The following is a 25,045-nucleotide window of genomic DNA, read 5'->3' as shown; positions in this document are numbered from 1 at the left end:
TCCGTTTCCGGGGAAGCTGTTCGTAGTACAAACTTTAGTTTGCTCAGTACGCGTCACGGTAGATCGACTGAGCAAACTAAAGTTTGTACTACGAACAGAGCCTCGCCGCCTTGGTTGCGAGTCGAGGGTTGGCATTTCCACCCGGGGTGGAATTGCCCATCGGTCTTGACCAAATGCAAACGGGCCTGCTTGGAGCATCTTGCTCCAGCTTCACCTGGGGTTCCGCAGGAAGAAGTGCTCCAGTGCCTCCATCATCCCTTCACTGGCCGGCCTGCCTGCCAGGTAGCCGCCGTGCGCCTGCACGTGAGCTTTCACCGGATCGAGTGCGTTGCTCGGGCAGGCAATGTTGCCTGCCACGCCTGAGTCCAGCATGGGCAAATCATTGTGATTGTCCCCCGCGGCGAAGATGCGCTCCCGGGGCACGCCGATCATGCGGGCGAGTTCCTGGAGGGCGGTCCCTTTGCTGTAGGAGGAGTGGGTGAAGCGCAGGTACCGGCCATTGCGGTGGTAACCGATGTCCGGATCACGGGCGGTGCGGACGTTGATCACCTCGCAGATATCGTCGAGCTCCAGCTCATCCAGAGCCACAATACCCACCTGGCCCAAGTCACCCATGAGGAACTCTGCACGGGTGTTCTGCTCCACATGCTGGCGCATCTCCGCGAGGAAGAGGCGATGCTTGTCCACGAAGTGGTCGTGGGCGCGGCGGGCGCGGGAGTTCCAGGAGCCAAAGTCCTTCCATGGCTTGAAGAAGCCGGGCCGGTAGATCTCGCACTCCTGGGCGATGATGTAATCCGGCAGCATGAAGAGATGGTGCTGCGCGATGCCCTCCAGCGTCTGGCTCAGGCTGCGGCCGGTGTTCACCACCCAGGCTGCCCCCTGGCTTTTGAAATGGCGCAGCATGTCCCCCATAGCCGGATGAAAGGCCGGCTCTCCCTCATGATTGATGAGGGTTCCGTCGAAGTCGAAACAGAGCAGGAGCGTGGGCGCGGGTTTGGCCATGAGGGCTTCAGTGAGGCGGGCAAGCGCGGGCTTAACGGTTGTCGAAGAAGGGGAACCGGAAGATCTCAACCAGTCGCCAGGAAATGGCGGCAAAGAGCAGCCACTGGGCCGCCAGATAACTGCGGGTGATCCACGGGCTACACCCCTGACGACGGCGCAGACGGCGCACAATGGACTCTGCGCCCCAGATCAGGCAGAATGCCAGCGGCAGGTACAAGGAAAGCATGAATCGATCCCCGCTGCCGCGGGCGATGGGCGCATAGAATCCATAGGCCGCACAATAGATCGCCACTGAGCCGAGCACGAACAACACAATCGTGACCGTGCCATGGCGGAAGACGACGTGGCCGGCGTGTTCTGCCTTGGGCGCGGCACTGCATAGCACCACCACCAGAGCCATCAGCACCACCCCCAGCCAGATGAGGTACACTCCACGCCATTCCAGCAGCGATTTCCAGGGTTTCTGATTCTCGACCTTCTGGCTGCGCTTGGTCTGCTTGGGCCAGAGGAACTCACTCACGCGATTCCACGTGCCGTCCTGGAGTCGCTGGGCAAAGGCCTCCGTGCCGTGCGTGTCGATGTACTTCTTGAGCGAGGGCTTGTCCTCAGGTCGCAGTGCCTGGAGACGCTCCTTCGTGTTGTGCTGGCCCATCCACTCGTAGCAATCGGGGTTGAACTTGTCCATCCACATCCAGTAGGCGGGGTAGGAGTGGAAGGAGTCACCGAACTTCTCCTTCGCATCAGTCAGGCGGGGACCAATGGTCAGCAGGTGAACCATGCCCAGGATGAGCAGCCCCATCAGATGATTCCGCCAGTGCCACAGATTCCCGTTCGCCAGGACAAAGCCCCGGCGGCGGGCGCTGACGAGTTCCCAGAGGCAACGCAACGTGCTGACTCCCACGAAGACCATGATCAAAGGGGAAACAGAGCCCTTTGCCATGTACGCGATGCCGGAGAGCGCTCCGATGAGCCCGTAGATCCAGAGGGTATTATGAGACAATGCAGAGATGCACGCCACCCAAGTGAGGAAGAAGAAGACGAAGTAGAGCGGCTCCGGTTGAAAGTATGCGGAGCGTGGCAGGAGCGCCCCGAAGCCGCCCAGCAGCATGAGGTTCAGCGAGGCAGGCAGGGAAAAGATGCGGCACGCTGAAAGGCCCAGCATGACCAGGAAGGTGCAGGTCATGAACACATGGAACCAGCGCCCTCGATTGAAGTAATCCTCATCCTTCTCCGTCACCGTGGCGGCATCCGCCTCTGTCGGGGTGGGATGATCCGGCGTGGCCAGCCAAGCCGCCACCCAGGGCCAGAGGGGGTTCACCACGCCGTCCGTGCGATGTGGGAAAAAATCTGCCAGGGCTTTGGTGAAACCCTTGTTGAAGTCCGGGCTCAGATCCTCCCTGGTCTCCAGCGCCAGGCGGATGTTGTGCTTCTGGTCACCTCCCAGGATCTGCTGGGCAGTGTGGTTGGTCTGCGAGATGAGCAGGCCCCCCATCTTCACGTACGCGACCACAAAGAGGATGGTCAGCAGGATAAAGCTCAGCCATCGAAAAAGGCTTGAACTGCCGTCTTTTTTGCGCGGTGCCGCCGCTTCCTTGTCCCCCATGCCGTGTGAGTGAGTGAGTCCTGTTCTTTTGTGTGTGGGTCGTTAATGACACCGGCTGAACGGATGTACAGGCCGGTTTCTTCGTTCCTTGGGGGAAATGCTCTGATGGCTACTGGCTGATCGGGCGCACCTTGATCTCGACACGGCGGTTCAGGGCTTGCTCTTCCTTCGTGCCGTTCGGGTTCACTCGGGCCAGGGGACGGGATTCGCCCATGCCCACGGCATCGATGCGGTCATTGCTCAGTCTCAGGGAGCGTATGAGCCAGCCCACCACGGCGTTGGCACGGCGCTGGCTGAGATCAAGGTTGAACTCCGCTGACCCGATCGTGTCCGTGTGCCCCTCGATGATAAAGCGGCTGTTTGGGTTCTTGGTGATCAGGTACCCCAGCTTCATGAGGCTCAGGCGGGCGTTCTCGGCGAGCTGGTCGCTCCCGTATTCAAACAGGAGGTCAGTTGGCAGCATGATGGGCGCAGTGCTGGCATTTACTGCACCGCCCCTGGCCAGCAGATCTTCGAGATTGCTGTACCCGGCCATGGCGCGGGGAGATCCGTCACCAGCTTTGCTCTGGTTGTTCAGGCGATCCAGCAGTTTGCCGTCCATTCCTTCCAGCTCCTTGTCCAGGGGTTTGGCGGGGAGCACGAGCTGTTGGTCTGACACGGCTTGCCGCAGGGCGGAGCTCTTGATGGCGTCCATGGAACTGGCCAGATCGGGACCGGGGGCCATGTCCGCAATCGCGGCCATAGAGGGCGCGTGGGCCGGGCTCGTCGCGTTGGGGTTGGATTTGGGGGCCAGGAAGTTGGTCACCTTGTCCACGTCCGGCGTGAGATTCAGCGGCCTGTCCTCGGGAATCATCTCCGCAATGTCCTGTAGATCAGCCTTAAGCTGCGGCTCCGCTTTGTCTGAGGGGGCGATCAGGTCCGGGATGTGCTGGATGGCCTGCTGTTCCTTGAGCGCCTCTGGATTGATGGCGATACGATCCGCCTTGGCCTTGGTCTGGGTGACCGGCAGCATGCTCTTTCCGAAATCCACCGTGCTAAAAAAGTAGTACAACCACCAATGAAAGAGGACCGCCAGCGCGAAGGCAAACAGCAGCCACAACCGCAGGCTCCACGACCAGCGTTCAATCTTGAACGCCGTGCGGCGGTTGTTCGACCAGGGATAGGTCTGGGTGGACATGGTGACTAGGGTAGCACGTTCAGCAGCCCGGGAAACCGGCATTTCGGTAAATGGTGAGAGGTCTATGGTAAGCAGTGGGGCCGAATCGCCAGAAAAGATCCAACACCTTGACCACTGACGCACTGCCTCCTGGCCACTGGGCCCGTAAACGAAGACCAAGATTCCCTTTCCTTCGCTCAAAACGGCCTTATTTTACGAGCTGGGTCGGTCGGAGGCTGTCGCTGTCAGATGTCGCAAGGCAATTGAGAGAGGAAAGTCCGGACACCTCAGGGCAGTGTGCCGTGTGAAAACGCGGGGGCTGGCGGCGTAAGCTTCCGGTCACGGAAAGTGTCACAGAAAACATACCGCCGCGGGCAACTGCGGTAAGGGTGAAAAGGCGAGGTAAGAGCTCACCGCTCCGACTGAAAGGAAGGAGGCAGGACAAACCCCACACGGTGCAAGACAGAACAGGGGAAACGGCCCGCCCTGGCCGCACTGACTCCGCAAGGAGTTGGGATAACCCCGGGTATTAGTCGCACCTCGCGCAAAGCGGGGAGCACGGGGCGCAAGCCCCGGGCTAGAGAAATGACCGCCACCTTTTGCGGCAACGCGGGAGGCACAGAATCCGGCTTACACCGGCCGGCCCAGGCCCTTCCCGCTTCGCGGGAGACACAAGACTTCAAGACAGAAGACGCAAGACTTGAGGTCAGGGGTGAGGTGGGCGTCCATTGGACGATAGCCCGCATCGGTCCCGAATATTCGAAGTTCTCCCATGATGTGGACGGCAGGGTTGGAGTCCCGTCCCGCATGCGGGACCAATGCCATCAGGGAAAAGTGGAGAGGTCGAGCATCTCCCTTTTGTGAAAGTATTGAGGGCCGAAGGTCCGGCATCATTGCAGCCTTGGGCAACGCCCAAGGCAGGCGCTCGTTTTAGATCATGAGGGCTGCAGGCCCGACGTCATTCAGGGATGCTCGTCATAGGCAGACTTGATGACACCGGGCCTACAGCCCTCAAGGGTAGTTTGGCCATCTATCCCTGGGGCGTTGCCCCAGGCTGGTATGAACCCGGACCTTCGGCCCTTCTGAAAGGGGCTCACCAGTTACAGTCGTGGCGGTTGCACCAACGCGGCTCCGAGGCGCGCCAAGGCAAAACAGCAAGACGATGCGTTTTCCCTGATGGCATTGGCATTTATGCGGCTCAGGACGAATGTTCGCTGAGGTGACGAGCGGGGACGACATCGACCCGCCGTTGCAAGTCTCACCCTCCGCTCCCAAACCGGCAGAGGACAGCCGGACTACGCTCCAACTTCCGCCGACAGGCAAAAAAAGGCCGCCAGTCTCCTGGCGGCCTTTTCGCGAATTAACTAAACCTCGCCCTTACGCGTTCGCGCGCAGGATCTGCGCGAGCACGTACGGCAGGATGCCGCCAGCGCGGTAGTAGTCGATTTCCACCGGCGTATCGAGGCGGACGATGACGGGCACATTGAAGGTCTCGCCATCAGCCTGGGTGACTTTCAGCGTCGCTTCACTCATGGGCTTGATGTCGTTGGACACTCCCAGGAGGCTGAAGGTGGCGTCGGTCAGGCCCTTCACCTTGTCGTAGTCTTCCTTGTTCACGAAGTTGCATGGCAGCACGCCCATGCCCACGAGGTTCGAGCGGTGAATACGCTCGAAGGACTTCGTGATCACAGCTTTCACGCCCAGAAGGTTCGTGCCCTTGGCGGCCCAGTCGCGGCTGGAGCCCATGCCGTAGTCTTCGCCACCGAGGATGACGAGTGGCACGCCTGCGGCCTTGTACTGCTCGGCAGCGTCATAGATCGGCAGCACTTCTGCCGCTTCGGCGGAGACGCCAGGGCCGCTGAAGTACTTGGTGATGCCACCCTCAGTGCCGGGAACCATGAGGTTCTTGATGCGCACGTTGGCGAAGGTGCCACGGGTCATGACGCGGTCGTTGCCGCGGCGGGAGCCGTAGCTGTTGAAGTCTGCCTGGGTGACTTGGTTCTCCAGGAGGTACTTCCCAGCCGGGCTGTCCTTCTTGATGTTGCCCGCAGGGGAGATGTGGTCGGTCGTGACGCTGTCGCTGAAGATCCCGAGCGGACGAGCGCCGTGGATCTCGTTGATGTCGCTGGGATCCATGCTGAACTTCTCGAAGAACGGAGGCTCCTGGATGTAGGTGGAGTCACGGTCCCAGTCGTACACGAGGCCCACGCTGGAGGGAATCTCATTCCACTTGGGGTTCTGCTCAGCAAAGCCCGTGTAGAGCTTCTGGAACACATCGGGAGCCAGGGCGCTGGCCATGGCGGCACCGATTTCCTCGCTGCTGGGCCAGATGTCGGCCAGCAGGACGGGCTGGCCATCGCTACCAGTGCCGAGAGGCTCCTTGGAGAGATCGACGTCCACCGTACCGGCGATGGCGTAGGCCACCACGAGCGGGGGGGACATGAGGAAGTTCGCCTTGATGCTCTGGTGCACGCGGGCTTCGAAGTTGCGGTTGCCAGAGAGCACGCTGGCGGCCACCACGTCTTCGCTGCGGACCACGTTCTCAATACCGGGGTCGAGCGGGCCGGAGTTGCCGATGCAGGTGGTACAGCCGTAGCCCACGGTCTGGAAGCCGAGCTGGTCCAGTTCCGTCTGGAGGCCGGTTTTCTCAAGGTAGTCCGTCACCACGCGGGAGCCAGGTCCCAGGGAGGTCTTAACGGAAGGCTTCACCGTCAGGCCTTTGGCGTTGGCCTTCTTGGCCAGGAGACCGGCGGCCAGCATCACGCTCGGGTTGCTGGTGTTGGTACAGCTCGTGATGGCGGCGATGAGCACGGAGCCATGGGTGATGCTGTCCTTCACACCGTCCTTGCTGTCCACGGTCACTTCATACTGGCCGTTCAGAGAAGCCTTGCCGAAGCCATCTGGGGTGGGGGCCACAAGAAGGGACTCAAATTTCTCCTTGAGGGCGGACACGTCGATGCGGTCCTGCGGGCGCTTGGGACCGGCCACACCGGGCTTCACGGTGGACATGTCGAGCTCCACCACCTGGGTGTACTCGATCTCGTCACCTTCCTGGATGCCCCACAGGCCTTGGGCCTTGTAGTAGTTTTCCACCGTCCCGCAGAGTTCGGCGGAGCGGCCGGTGCCGGCAAGGTAGGTGATCGTTGCTTCGTCGATGCCGAAGAAGCCCATGGTCGCGCCGTATTCCGGGGCCATATTGGCGATGGTCGCACGGTCCGGCACGCTGAGCGCACGGGCACCGGGTCCGAAGAATTCGACAAACTTGCCCACCACCTTCGTCTTGCGGAGCACTTCGGTCACGCGCAGTACGAGGTCAGTCGCGGTCACGCCGGGCTGAAGGGCACCGGTGAGGCGCATGCCCACCACTTCAGGCACCAGGAAGGTCACCGGCTGGCCCAGCATGCCAGCCTCAGCTTCGATGCCGCCCACACCCCAGCCCACGACGCCCAAGCCGTTGATCATGGTTGTGTGCGAGTCCGTGCCCACGAGGGAGTCTGGATAGAACACATTCTCTTTCTCCAGCACGCCCTTGGCGAGGTACTCCAAGTTCACCTGGTGCACGATACCGATGCCGGGAGGCACCACTTTGAAGGTGTCGAATGCCTGCTCACCCCACTTGAGGAACTTGTAGCGCTCGCGGTTGCGATGGAATTCGAGGTCGAGGTTGCGGTTGAGGGAGTCTTGCGTGCCAGCGAAGTCCACCTGCACGGAGTGATCCACCACCAGATCCACGGGCACCAGCGGCTCGATCATCTTTGGGTTCTTGCCCATGGCGTGCACGGCAGAGCGCATGGCGGCCAAGTCCACTAGGAGGGGTACCCCGGTGAAGTCCTGCAGCACGATGCGGGCGACCGTGAAGGGGATTTCGTAGTCGCCGGGAGCCTTGGCGTTCCAATTGGCGAGGTTCTGCACGTCCTTCAGCGTCACCTTTTTCCCGTCCAGATTGCGAACCAGGGACTCCAGCACCACCCGAATGCTCACCGGCAGTTTCGACACCGGCCCCACTCCTTGCTTCTCCAGTTCAGGCAATGAGTAGAACTTTCCGTCCGTATTGGACCCGGTCTTGAAGGTGCGGAGCGCGTCGAGAGACATGGCAATCTGAGGTTAAAGAGAATAAAAACTTAGCAAAGGCGGACAGAGGGGCAAGTGCCGCCTGCAACGCAGTTTGCTGCGGGCGGGAAATTTCTGGCCAAGCATTTTACATTCCTAAGCTGGGAATTTGATTGCTCGCCCGTAGTTTTTGCAGGCGATCGTAAATCCACTTGTTTTGGGTGATTGTTTTCCCGTAAATAACCGGCATGAAAATCATCGGAATTGATTCCATGACAGGCCAGGAGCTGGGACATGAACTCGACCGTGGCGGTCGGTTTGTCATCTACGAATACACCTTCTCCGTGCTGATCATGACCTTCAAAAGGTCCAGTGACATCTATTTCCTCAAAGGAGGGGAGAGTGCCGTGGTCAAAGGGCTCGCCTTCTCCGGGCTGACATTTCTCTTTGGCTGGTGGGGCATCCCTTGGGGGCCCATCTATTCCATCGGCAGCCTCATCACCAACTTCAGCGGTGGGAAGAACATCACCAACGAAGTCCTGGCTGCGCTGTCTTCCCCAGGGTAATTCCTCGTGGGGGCAAAGAAAAAGCGGTGAAGCAGCCTCACAGGCCACTCTCACCGCTTTTAGAACTTTTCCCTCTGCTCACTTCTTCTTCACCTGTGCCGGGATCTCACGCCACTTGCCCTGGGTGAACTCACGGGCGGTGAAGACCCAGATGGCGACTTTCTTCTTGGACCAGAAGTCAGGGTTCTTGGCGGAGGTGCGGGCGATTTCCACGCGCGGGCCATCGGCACCTCCGGCCTGCATGGTGAATTCCTGCACGGGAGTGCCAAGGGCGACTTGGAGGTGATCCACGAAACCGCCCTGGGAGTCCAGCATGTTGCCGCCTTTACGGAAGACCTGGAGATGGCTGTCGCCCAGCACCACGATGGGGCTGGCGGGGCTGCTTTCCACGGTGGTCACGCTGCTACCTGCGCCCAGGCCAGCGCGGGAGATGGGCAGTTTTTCTTTCGCGACGGATCCCTTCTGGGCATCTGTCAGGAGATCGCCGTGATACTCTCGGGTTTCAGCAGGCAGGGTGGTGAGGCCAGCCAGCCTCGCGGCGGTCACTTCCGGGAGGGTTTTATATTTGGCTGCCACGAGGTGGGCCACCAACCGGCAGGCCGCAGGAGACCAGTGCGAATCCGTGGCGCAATAGAGCTGGTTGGCAGGCTCTGCGGTCCGGACTTTCTTGAACTCCGCTTCCAGATCGAGGGCCTCCACTCCTTCTGCCTTCAGCTTGGCAAGGAAAGGGGCCAGGGCGGGTACGCTGGATGCCTCCACCTTTGCGTCGAGCTTCTCAGGATAGATCGAGGCCTTGGCGGGCACTGGTACCACCAGAAGTTCCACGCCGAGAGCCTTCAGTTCCTTGGCGTACTTGGCAATGACGGGCACCGGGTCCGTGCCTTCCTTGTTGGCTTTGGAGAGGTCGGCAGCAGCCAGGTCGCCGTTCTGCAAGTGCTCCAGTTCACGGCGCAGGAAGAACCAATTGCTATCTCCCTTGCCAGGAACGGAGAGATCAGTGGCGGCTGAGGCGGCGAGTGCGCCTTTCACGACGGAGGTGAAATCGTCAGCCTGGGTGCCGCCGGGAGCGAGCATGGCGGCGCAGAGGAGGGCAAGCGTGGAGGAGGGGAGGCGGAGTTTCATGCAGCGATTACACAAAAGAGCAGGAGATGAATTAACGGGAAAAATGAACGTGTCTTCATCTTTCGAGTGAAGATAAGCGGGGGTGCCCCTATTTGGCAGCAGTGACTCGGGGTGAGGACACGTCGAACCACGACTCAAGGTCGAAAGCGGTCGTGTCGTCCATCACTCGCTCACCATTCAGGTGACTGTGGGCGGACTGCCGCTCCACCACGAGTTCATAGGTCTGGCCTTCGGTGCGAGGGAAGCCCTGCACCGGTTCACGACCCAGCATGCCCCAGTGTTTCACGAGCAGCCGTTTCTCCGTGGCAGGGAAGTCGCCTGCGAGTACCTCCTGCACTTCATACACGTAGGCGACGAGGGCGCTGGTGTAGGGCTCAATGCCCTCCGCGGTGGGCATGGCGGAGGTCTCCACCAAGCGGGCTTTCACTCGCAAGCGCGGCGGGGTGGGGGGCAGGCTGTTGATGCGGACTTGGGCACTGGCCGCATGCGCGGCGGCCTGATCTGCGGGCAGAGCATGGTCGTGCAGGGCCACTTGCAAAAGACCGCCCTGCCATCCGCCGCCAAAAGTGATGGAATCACCAGGCACGGGAGCGGCCTCGGCGGGAGATGACTGGAGCTCGACGGTTTGGCCATCGACATACAGCGTGAAGCCAGCCTCGGAGCGTGCCACCATCAGGTGAAAGGGCTTGGTGGGCAGGGGTTGGGCGGATGTCCACGCCTCACCAGCGCCCTTGGACACCGTGAGCTGTCCATTGCGCAAATGGAGATTCATCCCGGGCGCGCGGAATATCTGAGCGCCTTGGTCTGCGGAGCGCTCACTCGTACTGGTATCGGTAGTCGCCTCAAAAGCAGATGGTAAAACGATTGCTTCGAAACTGGCCGGGACGCGATCTCGGAAGTGCGTGATGACCGGTGCTGCGGACTCCTCCTCCATGATAAAACTGCCACCATCCAACAGCATCTCATTGCAGCGGCCGAAACGGGCGGCTCCCTGGCTGTCGAGCCGGGCCTCCAGCTTCTGGCCCGAACGGTCGCGGAAGGTGTTGAGTGCTTCGCGGTCCCTCCAGACCAGGAGCAATCCGCTGTTGTCCGCCGGCCAGTTGCCGACAGCAGCAGCGGAGCGGGTACTGCTGCCGATATGGTGTCCCGCCAGGGTGGCTTCTCGTGCGCCGGCGATCCATACATCAGGGTACGCATCTCCCTGCTTGTCTTGAGTCACGCGGAGCCACGACTCCACTTTGTCCGCCCCCGGGGAAAGTTTCCCCAGATAGATCTCTGCGGTGCCGCCACCTTTGTTGATGACGTTCCCCGAGGAGTTTTTCTCTTTAGAATAAGGGCCAGTGAGCGTGATGAAGCGGGCATGGTTCGTCCAGCGCGGGTGGTACATTTCCCGACCTTTCACCCCTGGAGCGTCGTTGAACTTCAGAGACCATGCCTTGGCACCGTCATCGGCGTACATGGTCACGCTCTTGTGCTCGCCATCGAAGACCCAGCTCAGGCCGCTGTTGTCCGGAGCATAAGCCGTCCAGCACCCATTGAGGAGCTTCTTGGCCTGCCACTGACCGTTCTTCTGCACCAGGATGCCGGCGTTTGGCCAGGGGAAGAGGGCGCTGGCCCGGGTGCCATCGCGGGAGAACTGAATGTTGTCTGGTGTGATGTAGCTGTCGTCGTAGATGAGCTCTTCCTTGGTGGGATCCTCAAGCTGGAAGCGCACCAGTCGTTGGGCCTCTAGAGACAGGCCTTTGGTGGCGCGGAGATTCCGCACTGCATACACCCATTCGGTCCCTGTTTTAGGATCCCGCCAGCATTGGGTGGCATAGCCATCCAGCACTCGCACGGGCTTGGTGCCACGCCAGTCCGTCTTGTAGATGTAGGGCTTGTAGTGCTTCTTCCCGCCCTTGCGCACGGTATTTTTGTCTGTGAAGAGAATGGTGTTCCCATCCGTACTGATGAGTGGGCGGGAGTAGTTTCCCGGCTTCTCCAGAATCTCCCGGATGCCCAGACCGTTGCGAGTGTCAATGCCTACGAGGACGAGATCCTCAGAGACGGCGAAGGTGTCTGAGGCCCCTTTCTTTCGGGCCTGGGTCCAGACGACGCGGGTGTGATTGCCGGTGAAGGCCTCCACCTGCTTGGACAGGTCATCTTTAGGGCCATCTAGCACCTTGAGCTTGATCTGGCCCGGTTTGTCTTTGCTGCCTTTGTCCTCGTCTTTGCAGGAAGCGAGCAGGATGACGGGCAGGGCGCAGGCCGCGAGGACATGGCGGCGGAGTGGGAGAGAGCGGGGGATAAAAAGCACTTTAAAAAGAGGGGCAATGTATTGGGGGCGGTCTCGCCTGGGAATCGGCGTCGAGAGCGCTCAGCGTGGTAAAAAGGTCGTATGACCAGCAGACAGACCCACGGCAGCGCCTGATCGTAGTCGGGGCTGCAAGCAGAATGGGCAATGTCACCGTATCACGGGGGAGTGCAAGACCCCGGAGAAATGGTGCGGCCACAGAACTGGCGGGCGATCATCATTACAGGGTTTTCCGTAGGTTGACTTTGCCCCGTCCGCAAGCACTTTCGCCATCCCATGCGTATCCTCTCCGGCCTCCAGCCCACCGGGCGGCTCCACCTCGGCAACTACTTCGGCATGATGCAGCCCTCGTTGCAACTGCAGCACGAAGGGGAGGCCTATTACTTCATCGCCAACTATCATTCCCTCACCAGCATTCAGGACGCGAAGGTGCTGCGAGAGAACGTGCGCAACCTCGCCGTCGACTTCCTGGCCTGTGGTTTGGATCCTGAAAAAGCGGTCTTCTTCCGCCAGAGTGACATGCCAGAGCACACCGAACTGGCGTGGATCCTCAGCACCGTGACGCCCATGCCCATGCTGGAGAACTGTCACAGCTACAAAGACAAGGTGGCAAATGGGTTTACGCCGAATCACGGCCTTTTTGCCTACCCGGTGCTGATGGCAGCGGACATCCTCATCTATGACAGTGATCGTGTGCCCGTGGGCAAGGATCAAAAGCAACATCTGGAGGTGACCCGCGACATCGCCACCAAGATCAATCTCGCCTACGGTGAAGGGACGCTGAAAGTGCCCGAGGCGTTGATCCGGGAAGACACCGCGGTGGTGGCTGGTCTGGATGGGCGGAAGATGAGCAAGAGCTACAACAACACCATCGGCCTTTTCGAAGAGGAGAAGGCGCTCTTGACGAAGGTGAAGCGCATCATCACTGATGCCACGCCGGTGGAGGCCCCCAAGCCCACGGACGACAGCTCCATCCTCAAGCTCTACAAGCTGGTCGCCACGAGTGAGGAATACGATGCACTGGTGGCGGACTTCAAGAAAGGCGGCCGTGGCTATGGCGACTACAAAAAGCAGTTATTCCAGAAGATCTGGGACTTCTTTGCCGAGGCTCGTGATCGTCGGGCGCAGATCGTGGCCCAGGCGGGCTATGTGGATGATGTGTTGCAGGCCGGTGCCGCGAAGGCGCGCGTCGTTGCCCGCCGTACTCTGGACCGCGTACGCCATGCCGTAGGACTGGGCTGAGACCTTGCGACGCGCCTCTGCGAATTTATTGGACAAACTGGGGAGCACGCCACTAGACTCGCCGAAATAAGCGAATTCTTTGATTACGAAAGAATTTCGCAGTTATGGAGGACAGGCATGAGCATGTATGGTTATGGTGAAGAACCGCAGCGCGGAGCTCCGCCGCTGCACAGTGAAAAAATCGTCGGCGAAAGGAAAATCTTTTTCCTGGACCTGAAGGAGAACGACCGGGGTCGGTTCATCAAGATCACCGAGGACGTCCGAGGGCGTCGCGACACCATCATGCTGCCCATGGAGAACGCCGAGGAGTTTCTGGATGCCTTGCAGCGCACGCTGCAGGTCGCCCGTGAAATGGAGTAGGCTCTCCCCAGCCCAATCTTTTTTTGGGTGTGGGAAGGTGGGTGGCAGCGAAGAAAGGCTGGGGTGAGGCAATCGCCCTGGCTGGGGTGGCGAGATTCTTGATGGCAGGGTCCTGCGAGTTCGCGCAAAGAAACGTAACCGGCGACCTGACGGTGGCGTCTCATGGGTCGTGCCCCATGTTCATCCATGCCTGCCGCTCGTGACACTCCACCCGATTTTGCCCCATTGGTGGCACGGGTGCGGGATGATCGAGACGAGGCAGCGGCCCGCACCATGGTGGAGCTGCTTTATCCCGCAGTGGTTCGTATTGTGCGTGGGCATCTGCCGCGTCGCGTCGCTGAGGAGGATCTCACACAGGAGGTGTTCATGAAAGTTTTTGCCCGTATCGATCAGTGGCGGGGCCCCATGCCTTTTGAGCACTGGGTCTCCCGCGTGGCGGTCACCACATGCCTGGATGCGTTGCGCCATCAGAAGCGCAGGCCCGAACTGCGTTGGGCAGATCTCAGCGAGCGGGAGGTGGAGGTGCTGGACCAGGTGCTGCAGGACCACTCCCAGACCAGCTCTGGCGATGCGGTCAGCGCCCGGGAGCTGGCACACAAACTCCTGGAAACTCTGAAGCCGGCGGACCGGCTGGTGCTCACCATGATGGACATGGAAGGGAGGTCGGTCGCGGAGGTGCAGGCAGCCACAGGATGGAGCGCCACGCTGGTGAAGGTCCGGGCCTTTCGCGCCCGCCGGAAGCTGCGCAAAGCCATGGAAGCACTTGAAGCCACCCCCCCAAATCGGCAACAGAAGGCGGGGATCTGACGACTCCTGCGGAACTTCGGTTTGATTTTCGCCATATAGAATAGAGACACAGAGACCTTATGAACGAATCCCCTCGCAACTCATCGCCCTGGTCACGCCTGGCCCGCCATGCGGCCCAGGCCCCGGCAGAGGACGAGACCCTGCCGTATGGCTTCACCACCCGCGTGGTGGCGGGCTGGCAGGCTGGCATGGCGGAAATTGAGGCAGGCATCTGGCGCACTCGGGAAACCTTTGCCTGGCGTGGGGCCGCCATCGCCATGGCCATTACCTTCGCTGCCGTGGCCTTGAACTATGACCTCCTTCTCGGTCTTTGGAGCGGCGACACGGCCTTGGCGGGTACTTTCATGAACACGTTTGCCGCTCCTTAATACGTCCTTCCCTTCATGAAGATTCTCCGCCACTGGAAACTCGTGCTCGGCATGACCGCCATCTTTGGAGCTGGTGCGCTCTCCGGTGTTGTAGTCACCCTCCAGGGGGTGAAAAAGGCACTGACCGAGCGCTCTGCCCTGAAGCGATGGGGGGACGCCCGTATGGCGGAATTTCAGCGTCGGCTCAAACTTACTCCGGAGCAGCGGCAGGAGATCCGCCCCATTCTCGATAAAACGGGTGAGCGTTTTCATGGCATCGTGGCCGATGCGGTTGAAAGCATTCTTCTCGAACTCGAGGTGACGCACAGCGACATCGCCAAGCACCTCACCCCAGAGCAGAACGCAGAGTTCGACAAGATCAAGCAGGACACCTATCGGCGCTGGAAGGAACTCTCCGGCCGGAAGGAAAAGCTTGGGCCGGCGACGGTACCGTAGGGGAGAGGGATAAGGGCTTGTCAGAGCGCATGGGATTGCGGCAGACTCTTGCCAACGCTCATGCCAAAACGTCAAGACAGGCCCAGTACCGAAGCCCAACCCCCGAAGAAGAAAGCCAAGCCCAAGGCGCGGTCCGCAGCGTTTGCCCGGATTCGGGCGGAGGTCATCCGGTTGGTGGCGTTGATCCCGGCGGGGAAGTTCACCACCTATGGCAGCATCGCGGTGCACATGAATGTGGTGGCGAGACACGTGGCCACAGTGATGAGCCATCTGACGGAAGAAGAGTCTGCTGTGTTGCCCTGGCATCGGGTGGTCAGTGCCGACGCTCGGATCAGTCAGAACATGGAGACGGAATTGTCCAATGTGCAGCGCAGCCGCCTGGAGGGCGAAGGCATGACCATCGATGCCCAGGGTTACATTCAGAACTCGGACGATCACTTTCATGTCGTGGGAGTGAGGCGGAACATTCGCTGGAGCGAGGTTCGGGATTAGGGGGGCGGCGCGTCAGTGCGTCAGTGCGTCAGTGCGTCAGTGCGTCAGTGCGTCAGTGCGTCAGTGCGTCAGTGCGTCAGTGCGTCAGTGCGTCAGTGCGTCAGTGCGTCAGTTGGGGTTCGAGGTATCTGTCGTATCGGCGGAGCGGGCATTGTTGGAGTACCGACTTCAGTCGGCCTGGTTGCCAAAGTGACACGTTTCCAGGCCTCCCTTCGCACGCCCTTCTCGCAATAAAGGAGGCGTGGGTTCCCAGCCTCGCTCAGTCGTGTTATCGACGTCACACAACGACAGGCTAAAGCCTATCACTACTTTGAGCATCGCTGCCTGCAAGGTAGTGCAGAGCTTCAGCTCGTCAGTCGAATTACCCCCTGATGTCCGCCTGCTCCCTCAACAGGCCATCTGTTTCGAGTGTCGCGTCAGGAGTCATTCGCGGCAAGCGGAGCGCTTGCCCTACAGCGTCAATAGCCGATTAAAATCGGAACAGTCTTCCAGGGAAGTTGAGATGCCGGAGGCGACGTCGCGGGCATCCGCTCCGGGATGCAATACGGAATCTGAACTTCCGGAGGTATCAGTCGCTAGGCTCCTTCAACCGTCTAATGGCCTTGATGCCTCCGGCATCGGGCAATCCGGGCTGGGACACCATCAGATCATCAAAGTTGACAAGCCAACTTCCCGATGATGGCGCTGGGTCGTGAGTTGCGGCATCGAAGTAATTCATCAATCGCTCCGTTAACCATCGGCGGTTGTGCAAGCACAAACCGCGGCTCCTTGGTCAAGCGTTGGAAGCATACCCTCGCCAAGCAAAGTAGTCACAGGCTTCAGCCTGTTCCGTCGCGCCATCTACGTCATACAAAGGCAGGCTGAAGCCCGCCACTACTTTGAGTTTCAGCTGCCCTCCCTCTCCGGAATCGACATGCTCTTTCCGCCACGCGCATTCACCAGCACCGCCTCGGTTTGAAACAACTCCCGGTGGGTGATGGCATGGCTGGCCTTTACGCCGACCCTGACAGAGCTGCGGCCCTTCTGCAGCACCTCGGCCTCGATCTGGACGATGTCACCCTCCACTGCCCCGTGGATGAAGTTGAATTCGCGGAACACCTTGGTCACAAAGGTGCAGCCGGGGTAGGTCAAGGTCGCGGCGATGAAAGCGAGTTCGTCGGCATGGGCCATCATGGTGCCGCCAAAGGCGGTGCCGGCGTGGTTCAGGTCCTGAGGTCGCACCACAAAGTGTTTGGTGAAGATTCGTCCGGCCGTCATGAGGGGCATCATCCTTCGCTGGCCGCGCCTTGGCCATGACAAAATCGCGACTCCCCAATGAAGTGCTCCCGGATGTGTGAAGGGGCGGCGGTCAATTGGTTGGATGAGCAGGATGCAGCCCGAATTTTTTGAGAGGGTCGGTAGAACTGCAAGGGTGCCACCATGACTTGCCTGCGTCCGATCCAGTGCGACGCGGCGCGCTGCGGGGGCCTTTCCATGCCTGCGAACAGGACCGTCCGCAGCCCGGCCGGACGGCTGGGACTTGCGGTGTCCGGCCCGTAGAATGAGCGGGGAAACCGCTTGGGTTACAGTAAGCCATGCAATTAAATTATTTTTTTGAGATAAGCTGCTGTTCTGCATAATGCCGTAATGAAAATATATAAATTATAATTTCTGCAATTTTGCGTTGATTGTTTTTTCGCAAATTGGCAGCCTCGCGGGGACTCCGACTTCAGCCAAGGGACTAATTCTCAACGCTTAATCCGCCATGATGCGCCCCTCCTCACTGTGCAAAATAAAAGGAATGACTGCGGCATTGGGACTGGCCGCCACGTCAGTGTTGTTGGTTCATGGAGCCGCCGACAGCAATAACGACGGGTACGATGATGTGTGGCAGAACCGCTACGGCATTACTGTGGCGACGTACCCACTCGCGGAAGATGCGGACGGTGATGGTGCCACCAATTTGGCAGAGAGTGTTGCGGGGACAAACCCCAGCGATCCACTGGACGTGCTGAAGGTCGGGGAGGTGAGCGCTTCGGGAGGCAACTTTCAGGTTTCGGTGAAGACCCAGACGGGCAAGCGCTATGTGCTGGAAAGCAGCACTGCTCCCAATGGACCCACCTGGACGGCGGAGGGATCCCCGCTTACGGGTACCGGAGTGTCGCAGAGCTTCACTGTGCCACTCGGGTCTGGCACAGCCCCCAAATTCTTCCGCGTCATTGCGGGTGACCAGGATACAGATGGAGATGGCGTGTCTGACTGGGCGGAGGGGCAAATGACCACGTCTCCAACGTTGGCCAACTCACCCAACAACGCCTCTGGCGGCGTGGGGACAGACGGTGCCACGCTGAACAGTCTGCTTTCCATTTCTGCCAGTGTGGTCACACCCAGCGCCTATGAAAAAGAAGGTACGGCAGCGGTAGTGCGGTTGACCCGCAGCGACAGCAGCATGCCGCTTCTGGTATCATTTGTCCTTGCTGGCAATTCTGACGCCGCACTCGGCTCCGCCTCTGCTTCGGATTATGTCCTGAAAGATGGTGCGGGTGGCGCCATCTCCGGGACAAGCTTCACCATCCCGGCTGGGGCGGCGCAGTACGATGTTCGGGTGACACCCACCACTGATTCCAGCAATGAAGTTCCTGAAGTGCTTCGCTTTACCTTCCAGTCGGTGTCCGGTGGCGTGACCACTCCCCTGGGCACGGCGCAGGTGGATATTCGTGATGCCACCAACACCGAGGCCAACCGCCGGCTCTTTGTGGCCTACCTGGGCCGGGAGGGCGGGGCAATCACCACGGCCACCGGGGTGGCCACCCTCATGCTGAACGGGGACAACACCCTGGCCGTGGTCAACTCATCCTTTGGCAACCTGACCTCCCTCCAGAGTGCCTCCCACCTGCATGCGGCGCCTGCGGCGGATGCTCAGGCGAGTGGACCGATCGTGGAAAGCCTGGAGCTCGGCCAGGTGACCGACCACGTGTACACCATCGTGCCGGAACCCGTCGGTGGCTGGAACACCGCGCAAGCCACGCTCAACGCCCTCTTCAACGGGTACGTGTACATCAACGTGCACACGGCCAACTACGGAAGCGGTGAGATTCGAGGAAACTTTGCCCCTGCCAACGGTTCCGTGGCCGAGCCTCCGGCCCCACCCGCCCCGCCGGTCTATGGCAGCACAGGCTGGCCGATCCTCACGGGATCCAACCTGGACCGCGACATCGTCCGTTTCCTGCTTCAGGCCACCTATGGCCCTACGCCGGAGAGCATCCAGGAGGTGAAGGACCTCATTGCTGCCAACGGCAACGACGCGCTCGCTGGCTACACCGCCTGGATCAACAAGCAGATGGACCTGGGGCAGACCCCTTCGCCTTCCTTCACCACCCTGGTGCAGGCCGCAGACATGGAGGACTTTTATCTGCGGGGCAACAAGCCGATCAACTACAACCGTGACCCGCAGTTCGGAGCCGGTTCCTTTTCATGGAATGGCACCGCCTGGGTGGCCAGCACCATCCACCAGAACAACTACCCCAACTATGCCAACCGCCGGAGGGAGTGGTGGACGCTGGTGCTACAGAGCAAGGACCAGCTCCGTCAGCGCATGGCCCTGGCCTTGAGTGAAATCGTGGTGGTGTCGGAAAACGACTCCACCTTGCAGACCAACCACTACGGGATGGCCCACTATTGGGACATGCTGTCGCAGGGTGCTTTTGGCCGGTATCGCCAGATCCTCTCCAACGTGAGCCAGAGCCCGGTGATGGCTTATTACCTGAGCTTCCTGCGCAATCAGAAAGCAACGGGCAACATCCGGCCGGATGAAAACTACGCCCGTGAGGTGATGCAGCTGTTCTCCATTGGTCTGGTGCAACGCCATCTGGATGGCAGCTTGAAACTGGACAACAACGGCCTGCCGATCGCCACGTATGACCAGCCCGACATCACGGAGCTGGCCCGCGTCTTCACCGGCTTTGCCTTTGGCAAGCGTTACGCCAGCGTGACGGCACCCACCTATCCCAACCCCTCCAGCCAGACGGTGGGTGCGCTTCAGGACAACACAAACTTCTTCCAGTCCAGCACCTCCACACGCTACTGGCAGGCCGCGTGGATGAACCCGCTGAAGATGTTTGATGCCTATCATGACTTTGGCGCCAAAACGCTCTTCAACGGCAAGGCCGGTCAGGTGGCCATCCCCGCCCGGACGAACAACACCACGCCGGAGTCGGAAGGCCTGGCGGACATCACGGATGCCCTCAACGCCCTGGCAGGCCCCCTCTCCGGCGGCACTTACAACGGCCATCCGAACACCCCGGTCTTCATCAGCCGTCTGCTCATCCAGCGGTTTACCACCTCGAACCCCAGCTCCGGCTACCTGTATCGCGTTTCCAACGTGTACAAGAACACCTGCGGAGATCTGGGTGAGGTGATCAAGGCCATCCTGCTGGACTATGAGGCCCGCAGCCTCTCCATCGCGGATGGGACGGTGGCATCTGGAAAGGTGAAGGAGCCTCTGCTCCACTTCACCTCCATGCTGCGCTCCTTGAAGTGCTACACCGGCCTTCCTCTGGTGAACCTCACCACGGTGCCGATCGCCTTCACCTCGCTGGAGTCCCCGGTCACCACGGCGTATCCGGTATCGGAATACAACAAGTTCCCGGCGGGGGCCCTGCGCTTCCGGTTCTTCGACACGCAGTCGTCCATCACCCAGTCTCCGCAGCGCGCCCCCAGCGTGTTCAACTGGTTCCTTCCGGACTACGTGATGCCTGGACCGCTGGCTTCCGCAGGCCTGGTGGCACCTGAGCTCCAGGTGGCGACAGAGTCCAATGTGGTGAACGTGGTCAACGGCCACTACAACACCATCTTCGCCTCCGTGCCTCCCACGGCCAATGCCGGACGGAACCTGGATGACCTGCCCAACATTGCCGGCTATCAGACAGGCACAGGAGTGCAGCTCTCCATTCCCCAGTGGGCGGTGGACAAGGGCTACTTCACGGCCACCCAGTTCACTCCTGGAACCAACTCCCCGGGCAGTCTCTACAAGCAGGTGGACAATCTGATTCCGAAGTTTGATGAGCTGATCTCCCTGTACACGACCACCTACACCACGGCGCTCGCGGCCCAGTATGCACCTGCGGCGGTGCCGGCCACCCCGGGCACCACGCAGAAGCAGGCAGCCCACGCGGAGGCGGTGAAGGTGATTGTGGACTTCGGCGACAGCCTCCTCTCCGCTGGCTATCTGAAGTCGGCTTACGGGAGCTCCTCGACGTCCAACCCGCGCAAGTCCATCATTGATGGTGTGAACTTGATCGCGGCCAACAACCGGCACACGACAGATGCGACGAATTTCGCCAACGATGCGCGCACCCGCGTGAGGAACACCTTCTACCTCCTGGCCACGCTGCCCCAGGCCGTGGTGTTGAAATAACCGGAATGATCTGCCGCCCGGATGTGCCGGACGGCGGGTCCCGATGTCACCGTCCAGACTTCAATTCCAACCTGTTTCTTCCATGCACCTCAATTTTCCCAAAAAGAACGAGCCCAACCGCCGTCAGTTCCTCGTCAAGACCGGCTGCTCTGCCATGGGCATCACCAGCATGGTGAATACCCTGGCCCACCTGAACCTCATGCAGGGTGCGCTCAATGCGCAGTCTTCCGGAGGCGGGTACAAGGCCCTGATCTGCGTCTTCCTCAACGGGGGCAACGACTCCAACAACATGCTGCTGCCCTTCAGTGGCACGGCCCGTACGGACTACGAAGCCGGCCGCGGCATGCTGACCATTCCCACGACCCATGCCACCACGTCGCTCAATGCGCTCCAGCTCAATGCCACCAACATCGCCGAGTGCGATCCGTTGGGCGGCTATCTGGGCACGCTGGGGGTGCACCCGAAGTTCACGCACGTGAAGTCCATGTTCGATGCGGGCGACCTCGCCTTCATCGCCAACGTGGGCACGCTCACCTTTCCCGGAGTGACGCGGGCCAACTACTCCTCCGCCCCCAAGCCCCCGCAACTCTACTCGCACTCGGACCAGCAGGTGCAGTGGCAGAGCTCCATTCCCGACAAGCCCTTCACCAGCGGCTGGGGTGGACGTGTGGCCGAGCTCCTCGACCCGGCGTACAACCCCTCTTCGGGCAACGCCTCGATGAACATCTCGATCTCCGGGGTGAACAGCTTCCAGGTCAGCCCGGCGGGACAGGTGGCCCCATACATCATGACCAGCGGCGGTCTGGTGAACTTCACCGGCTATGGCACGAACTACGCCAGCGCTGTGACCAACCCGAGCCTGCTCTTCCAGGCCAGCAACTACAAGAACACCGAGCAGGGGCACCGGTTGAAGGCGTTTGAGAACGTGCTGCAGATGACGCATGCCAGCCTCATGGAAAACGCCTACAACGGCGTGGCCCTCAATGCACGGCTCACGGAGGGCATGGTGGGCACTGCGCTGCAGTCCACGGTGGGTGCCTCAGGCACGACGACGCTGGACAGTTATTTCACCAATGCCTTCAGCGGTTCCGGCCTCAGCGCGAACAACGACTTTGCCAATCAGATGAAGCTCGTGGCCCGCCTCATCGCGGGGCGCTCGGCACTGGGCAACACGCGCCAGATCTTCTTCGTCCAGCATGGAGGGTACGATACCCATATCTCCCAGATTCCCGCAGGCAGCAACACCGCAGGCCACACGGGGTTGATGAACAATCTGAACTGCACGCTCAAGGGATTTGCCGACGCGCTCAAAGGCGCGGAAGTGGGGAATGTCTGGGACAATGTGGTCACCTTCACCGCCTCCGACTTCACCCGCACCTTCACGCCCAACAAGACGGACAACACCGCAGGAAGCGACCACGCCTGGGGCGGCCATGCCATCGTCATGGGCGGTGCTGTCAAAGGACAGCGGGTCTATGGCAAGTACCCCGTGCTCAAGCTGGGCAATGTGACGGACTCCATCGATGCCACGGGCACCCGCGGCCTGTGGATCCCGAGCACACCGGTGGACCAGTACGCCGCCATCATGGCGCGCTGGCTTGGGGTGGACGCCAGCACTCTTGGCGACATCTTCCCGAACCTGAGCCGCTTCGTGACGCTGCCAAATATCACCTCAGGCAACATGGACTTCCTTGAAGCCTGACCCGGGCCTGTGCGATTGTGCTGAAGACTCCGGCTGCCGTCCGCCTACGAGGGGTGACGGCGGCCGGCTGGTGGGTGCTGTCATTTCCTGAATCTCATGTCATCTTCTCCTCCTCCGCGTGGGCGCGCGTTGCCGGTCATCGCCGTGCTGGTGGTGGTCGCATCGGCTGTCGTCCTCTGGTACATCACCAGACAGGACGGGTCCGGGCCGCCCAAACCGGAGCCTGCACCTTCGAGCCCTTCGGTAAAGTCCCCCGTGCTGCCGCAGCCACCTCCCGTCGTGCTGCATGAGTCCGCCGCGGAACTCTCTGGCCTGATTTGCAAGCCTGGCCAACCTGCCGAGGAGCGAATCCAGTATGTGGAGAAAGCCATCTACATGTACCGCCAGGTGATGGGCGGCATTCCCACTGGCCACAACGAGCTGGTGGTCAACGCCCTGCTCGGGGAGAACGAAAAAGGTGCCGCCCTCCTGCCCAAAGACTGCCCCGCCATCGTCAAAGGAGAACTCGTGGACGAATGGGGCACGCCCTATTGGTTTCACTCCGTCACGAGCAAGGACATGGAGGTCAGGTCTGCGGGGCCGGACAGGGAGCTTTTTACGGATGATGACGTCGTGCCGGATGTGAAGGAGTAGGGGGCGGTGCGTCAGTTGGGGTTCAAGGAAGCAATTGACGTCGATGGAGGCGGCATTGTTGGAGTACCGCCTTTAGGCGGAATCAGTCGCACGTCTCCTGTCATCCAACACAAGATAGGGAGGCCAATCGCCAAAATACGCCGCCTAAAGGCCAATGCCATCAGGGAAAACGCATCGTCTAGCCCGCATTTCTCATACGCGAGAAGCTTGAGCCGGGTGCAGCGGCGCATTAGTCTTTGATTACCAAGGCAAAAACCAAGGCATGCACCAGACTCAAGCAGCGACACAGTGTACACAGGCCAAGTTGGAGTTTCAAGCGCTGGGTGGCAGGCGTGTGGAGGCGGATTTCTCGGGAGGTTACCTCTCCAGTGAAGGGGGCAGCCTCCTGTTGCGCCAGATCGACCAGAAGCTGGGCCTGTGTGAGAAGCTGGCGGGTTGTTTCACGGACCGACGCGACCAGCGCTTCGTCGAACACGATCTGGCGGGCATGCTGCGTCAGCGTATTTTTTGGTCTGGCCCTGGGCTACGAAGACCTCAATGACCACGACTGTCTGCGCCGAGATCCCCTCCTGGCTGCCGCTTGCGGGCGGGCCGATGTCTTGGGGCAGGAGCGGCATCATGCGCAGGATGCAGGCTGCCCCCTGGCGGGCAAGAGCACCCTCAACCGCATGGAGCTGGGTGCCCAGGAACACGCGCTCACCAAAAAGATCCACGCTGATGCCGACAGGATCCAAGACCTGCTTTTGCAGATGGCGGTGGCGGCCATCCCACGCAAAAGCGGGGTCATTGTCCTGGACTTTGATGCCACCGACGACCTGCTTCACGGCCACCAGGAAGGCCGCTTCTATCACGGTTACTACAAAGGCTACTGTTACCTGCCCCTTTATTGCTTTTGTGGGGATGTGCCTCTGTGGTCACAGTTGCGCACCGCCGACGGGGATGCGGCAGGCGGCACCCTGGAGGCCCTCCAGAAGATCGTGAAGGCCATCCGCGGCCGGTTTGGCAGGCAGGTGGTCATCATTGTGCGTGCCGACAGCGGGTTCTGCCGCGATGAGCTCATGAGCTGGATCGAGACCCAGCCGCAGCTGTACTATGTTTTTGGACTGGCCCGCAACATCCGCTTGCAGGAGATGCTCGTCCCCACCTTCTGGCGGACGGCCGCGAAGCTCGATGCCGAGGCGGTGCGCCTTGCAAAAGCTGCCGGAGCCAAGGCTCCGCCCGAACTGGAAGGAACCGCACGGGAGTTTGAGGAGTTGAGCTACCGCACGCTCAAGACCTGGAGCCGGGAACGGCGTGTCATCGGCAAGGCCGAAATAACCCAGGGCAAGACCAACCCCCGCTTCATTGTCACCAACATCAGTTCCAGGGAGCCATGGGCGCAGGGGGAGGAGCAGTTTGCCACGGGCAGCGGGTTGTATGAACGCTTCTATTGCGCCCGGGGCAACATGGAGAACCGCATCAAGGAACAGCAGCTGGACCTGTTTGCCGACCGCACTTCCACTGCCTGGAAGAGCAGCAACCAGTTGCGTCTGTGGTTTTCGACTTTTGCCTATTTGCTGTTGAGCCAGATGCGTGCGGTGGCCTTGCACGGCACGCCTCTGGCTACAGCCACGGTGGGCACGATCCGGCTGAAGTTGCTCAAAATCGCGGCCCTGATCACCGTGAGCGTGAGGCGCATTTATGTGCAGCTGCCAAGTGCCTGCACTCTCAAAGAAGTCTATGGTCTGGCCCAGCAAAGACTGGCTGGATGCAGCCCCTGAGACCGGGGCCTTTTCACTCAAAGGGACATCTGCAGCCCATGCAGAGGGATGCTTATGCC

Annotated in this window: 17 protein-coding genes, 1 other RNA gene and 1 pseudogene; 12 read left to right on the top strand and 7 right to left on the bottom strand. The window is 60.5% G+C overall.

The window, feature by feature from the left end; translation table 11 throughout:
* Positions 1 to 210: 210 nt before the first annotated feature.
* From VSP_RS30510 to VSP_RS40275, 3 genes are all read right to left on the bottom strand, one after another.
* On the bottom strand, positions 211 to 1,002 hold the full coding sequence (locus VSP_RS30510) for an HAD family hydrolase (protein WP_009965505.1): 792 nt from the start codon (positions 1,000 to 1,002) through the stop codon (positions 211 to 213).
* 31 nt (positions 1,003 to 1,033) lie between these two features.
* Positions 1,034 to 2,605, bottom strand: coding sequence for a hypothetical protein (locus VSP_RS30505; protein ID WP_009965503.1), 1,572 nt, complete (start codon positions 2,603 to 2,605; stop codon positions 1,034 to 1,036).
* A gap of 109 nt (positions 2,606 to 2,714) precedes the next feature.
* Positions 2,715 to 3,782, bottom strand: coding sequence for an OmpA family protein (locus VSP_RS40275; RefSeq protein ID WP_009965501.1), 1,068 nt, complete (start codon positions 3,780 to 3,782; stop codon positions 2,715 to 2,717).
* A gap of 200 nt (positions 3,783 to 3,982) precedes the next feature.
* On the opposite strand from VSP_RS40275, the gene rnpB reads away from it, so the two are divergent.
* Positions 3,983 to 4,412, top strand: an RNA gene (rnpB, locus tag VSP_RS40470) — RNase P RNA component class A.
* A gap of 726 nt (positions 4,413 to 5,138) precedes the next feature.
* Here the strand turns inward: rnpB and acnA are convergent.
* Positions 5,139 to 7,853, bottom strand: a complete 2,715-nt coding sequence (gene acnA, locus VSP_RS30490) for an aconitate hydratase AcnA (RefSeq protein WP_009965499.1) — start codon at positions 7,851 to 7,853, stop codon at positions 5,139 to 5,141.
* Positions 7,854 to 8,059: 206 nt separating this feature from the next.
* Between acnA and VSP_RS30485 the strand changes: the two genes are divergently transcribed.
* Positions 8,060 to 8,377, top strand: coding sequence for a hypothetical protein (locus VSP_RS30485; RefSeq protein ID WP_009965498.1), 318 nt, complete (start codon positions 8,060 to 8,062; stop codon positions 8,375 to 8,377).
* A 78-nt stretch (positions 8,378 to 8,455) separates the two neighbouring features.
* Here VSP_RS30485 and VSP_RS30480 read toward each other — a convergent pair whose 3' ends face one another.
* Positions 8,456 to 9,499, bottom strand: a complete 1,044-nt coding sequence (locus VSP_RS30480; RefSeq protein WP_009965497.1) for an alginate O-acetyltransferase AlgX-related protein — start codon at positions 9,497 to 9,499, stop codon at positions 8,456 to 8,458.
* Positions 9,500 to 9,587: 88 nt separating this feature from the next.
* Positions 9,588 to 11,795 (bottom strand): hypothetical protein, encoded by a 2,208-nt coding sequence (locus VSP_RS30475; protein ID WP_009965496.1) that lies wholly within the window; start codon positions 11,793 to 11,795, stop codon positions 9,588 to 9,590.
* 273 nt (positions 11,796 to 12,068) lie between these two features.
* Here VSP_RS30475 and trpS point away from each other — a divergent pair, with 273 nt between their 5' ends.
* From trpS to VSP_RS30445, 6 genes are all read left to right on the top strand, one after another.
* Positions 12,069 to 13,034 (top strand): tryptophan--tRNA ligase, encoded by a 966-nt coding sequence (trpS, locus tag VSP_RS30470; RefSeq protein WP_009965495.1) that lies wholly within the window; start codon positions 12,069 to 12,071, stop codon positions 13,032 to 13,034.
* A 117-nt stretch (positions 13,035 to 13,151) separates the two neighbouring features.
* Complete coding sequence (locus VSP_RS30465) at positions 13,152 to 13,394, top strand: DNA-binding protein (RefSeq protein ID WP_009965494.1); 243 nt, start codon at positions 13,152 to 13,154, stop codon at positions 13,392 to 13,394.
* Between the two features lie 186 nt (positions 13,395 to 13,580).
* Entirely contained in the window at positions 13,581 to 14,201 is a 621-nt protein-coding gene (locus VSP_RS30460) for an RNA polymerase sigma factor (RefSeq protein WP_009965492.1), read from the top strand.
* 59 nt (positions 14,202 to 14,260) lie between these two features.
* Positions 14,261 to 14,569 (top strand): hypothetical protein, encoded by a 309-nt coding sequence (locus tag VSP_RS30455; RefSeq protein ID WP_009965491.1) that lies wholly within the window; start codon positions 14,261 to 14,263, stop codon positions 14,567 to 14,569.
* Positions 14,570 to 14,584: 15 nt separating this feature from the next.
* The gene (locus tag VSP_RS30450) at positions 14,585 to 15,004 is read left to right on the top strand and encodes a type 2 periplasmic-binding domain-containing protein (RefSeq protein ID WP_009965490.1); all 420 of its coding nucleotides are present in this window, start codon (positions 14,585 to 14,587) and stop codon (positions 15,002 to 15,004) included.
* A 60-nt stretch (positions 15,005 to 15,064) separates the two neighbouring features.
* Positions 15,065 to 15,496 carry an MGMT family protein gene (locus tag VSP_RS30445; RefSeq protein WP_009965488.1) on the top strand — a complete coding sequence of 144 codons (432 nt, stop codon included), beginning with the start codon at positions 15,065 to 15,067 and terminating at the stop codon, positions 15,494 to 15,496.
* Between the two features lie 885 nt (positions 15,497 to 16,381).
* On the opposite strand, the gene VSP_RS42800 is transcribed toward VSP_RS30445, so the two are convergent.
* Entirely contained in the window at positions 16,382 to 16,753 is a 372-nt protein-coding gene (locus tag VSP_RS42800) for an acyl-CoA thioesterase (RefSeq protein WP_157211145.1), read from the bottom strand.
* 487 nt (positions 16,754 to 17,240) lie between these two features.
* Between VSP_RS42800 and VSP_RS30435 the strand changes: the two genes are divergently transcribed.
* From VSP_RS30435 to VSP_RS38130, 4 genes and pseudogenes are all read left to right on the top strand, one after another.
* Complete coding sequence (locus VSP_RS30435) at positions 17,241 to 20,891, top strand: DUF1800 family protein (RefSeq protein ID WP_232289527.1); 3,651 nt, start codon at positions 17,241 to 17,243, stop codon at positions 20,889 to 20,891.
* An 82-nt stretch (positions 20,892 to 20,973) separates the two neighbouring features.
* A complete protein-coding gene (locus VSP_RS30430) occupies positions 20,974 to 22,593 on the top strand; it encodes a DUF1501 domain-containing protein (RefSeq protein WP_009965483.1) in 1,620 nt (539 codons plus the stop codon).
* A gap of 96 nt (positions 22,594 to 22,689) precedes the next feature.
* Entirely contained in the window at positions 22,690 to 23,226 is a 537-nt protein-coding gene (locus VSP_RS30425) for a type II secretion system protein GspG (RefSeq protein ID WP_029190886.1), read from the top strand.
* Positions 23,227 to 23,488: 262 nt separating this feature from the next.
* Positions 23,489 to 24,986: pseudogene (locus tag VSP_RS38130) on the top strand (IS1380-like element ISVsp19 family transposase).
* Positions 24,987 to 25,045 lie beyond the last annotated feature (59 nt).

The sequence above is a fragment of the Verrucomicrobium spinosum DSM 4136 = JCM 18804 genome, assembly GCF_000172155.1.
In the GTDB taxonomy this organism is placed as follows: Bacteria; Verrucomicrobiota; Verrucomicrobiia; order Verrucomicrobiales; family Verrucomicrobiaceae; genus Verrucomicrobium; species Verrucomicrobium spinosum.
The sequence above is the reverse complement of the archived record's forward strand: the minus strand, read 5'-3'. Positions and strand labels throughout refer to the sequence as shown.

Bases quoted from the DNA above. Each gene is read 5' to 3' on its own strand.
- VSP_RS30430 (WP_009965483.1), top strand. From the start codon at position 20,974: ATGCACCTCAATTTTCCCAAAAAGAACGAGCCCAACCGCCGTCAGTTC.
- VSP_RS42800 (WP_157211145.1), bottom strand. From the start codon at position 16,753: ATGACGGCCGGACGAATCTTCACCAAACACTTTGTGGTGCGACCTCAG.
- VSP_RS30465 (WP_009965494.1), top strand. From the start codon at position 13,152: ATGAGCATGTATGGTTATGGTGAAGAACCGCAGCGCGGAGCTCCGCCG.
- VSP_RS30460 (WP_009965492.1), top strand. From the start codon at position 13,581: ATGCCTGCCGCTCGTGACACTCCACCCGATTTTGCCCCATTGGTGGCA.
- VSP_RS30510 (WP_009965505.1), bottom strand. From the start codon at position 1,002: ATGGCCAAACCCGCGCCCACGCTCCTGCTCTGTTTCGACTTCGACGGA.
- VSP_RS30425 (WP_029190886.1), top strand. From the start codon at position 22,690: ATGTCATCTTCTCCTCCTCCGCGTGGGCGCGCGTTGCCGGTCATCGCC.
- VSP_RS30450 (WP_009965490.1), top strand. From the start codon at position 14,585: ATGAAGATTCTCCGCCACTGGAAACTCGTGCTCGGCATGACCGCCATC.
- VSP_RS40275 (WP_009965501.1), bottom strand. From the start codon at position 3,782: ATGTCCACCCAGACCTATCCCTGGTCGAACAACCGCCGCACGGCGTTC.
- VSP_RS30480 (WP_009965497.1), bottom strand. From the start codon at position 9,499: ATGAAACTCCGCCTCCCCTCCTCCACGCTTGCCCTCCTCTGCGCCGCC.
- VSP_RS30435 (WP_232289527.1), top strand. From the start codon at position 17,241: ATGATGCGCCCCTCCTCACTGTGCAAAATAAAAGGAATGACTGCGGCA.
- trpS (WP_009965495.1), top strand. From the start codon at position 12,069: ATGCGTATCCTCTCCGGCCTCCAGCCCACCGGGCGGCTCCACCTCGGC.
- VSP_RS30445 (WP_009965488.1), top strand. From the start codon at position 15,065: ATGCCAAAACGTCAAGACAGGCCCAGTACCGAAGCCCAACCCCCGAAG.
- VSP_RS30485 (WP_009965498.1), top strand. From the start codon at position 8,060: ATGAAAATCATCGGAATTGATTCCATGACAGGCCAGGAGCTGGGACAT.
- acnA (WP_009965499.1), bottom strand. From the start codon at position 7,853: ATGTCTCTCGACGCGCTCCGCACCTTCAAGACCGGGTCCAATACGGAC.
- VSP_RS30505 (WP_009965503.1), bottom strand. From the start codon at position 2,605: ATGGGGGACAAGGAAGCGGCGGCACCGCGCAAAAAAGACGGCAGTTCA.
- VSP_RS30455 (WP_009965491.1), top strand. From the start codon at position 14,261: ATGAACGAATCCCCTCGCAACTCATCGCCCTGGTCACGCCTGGCCCGC.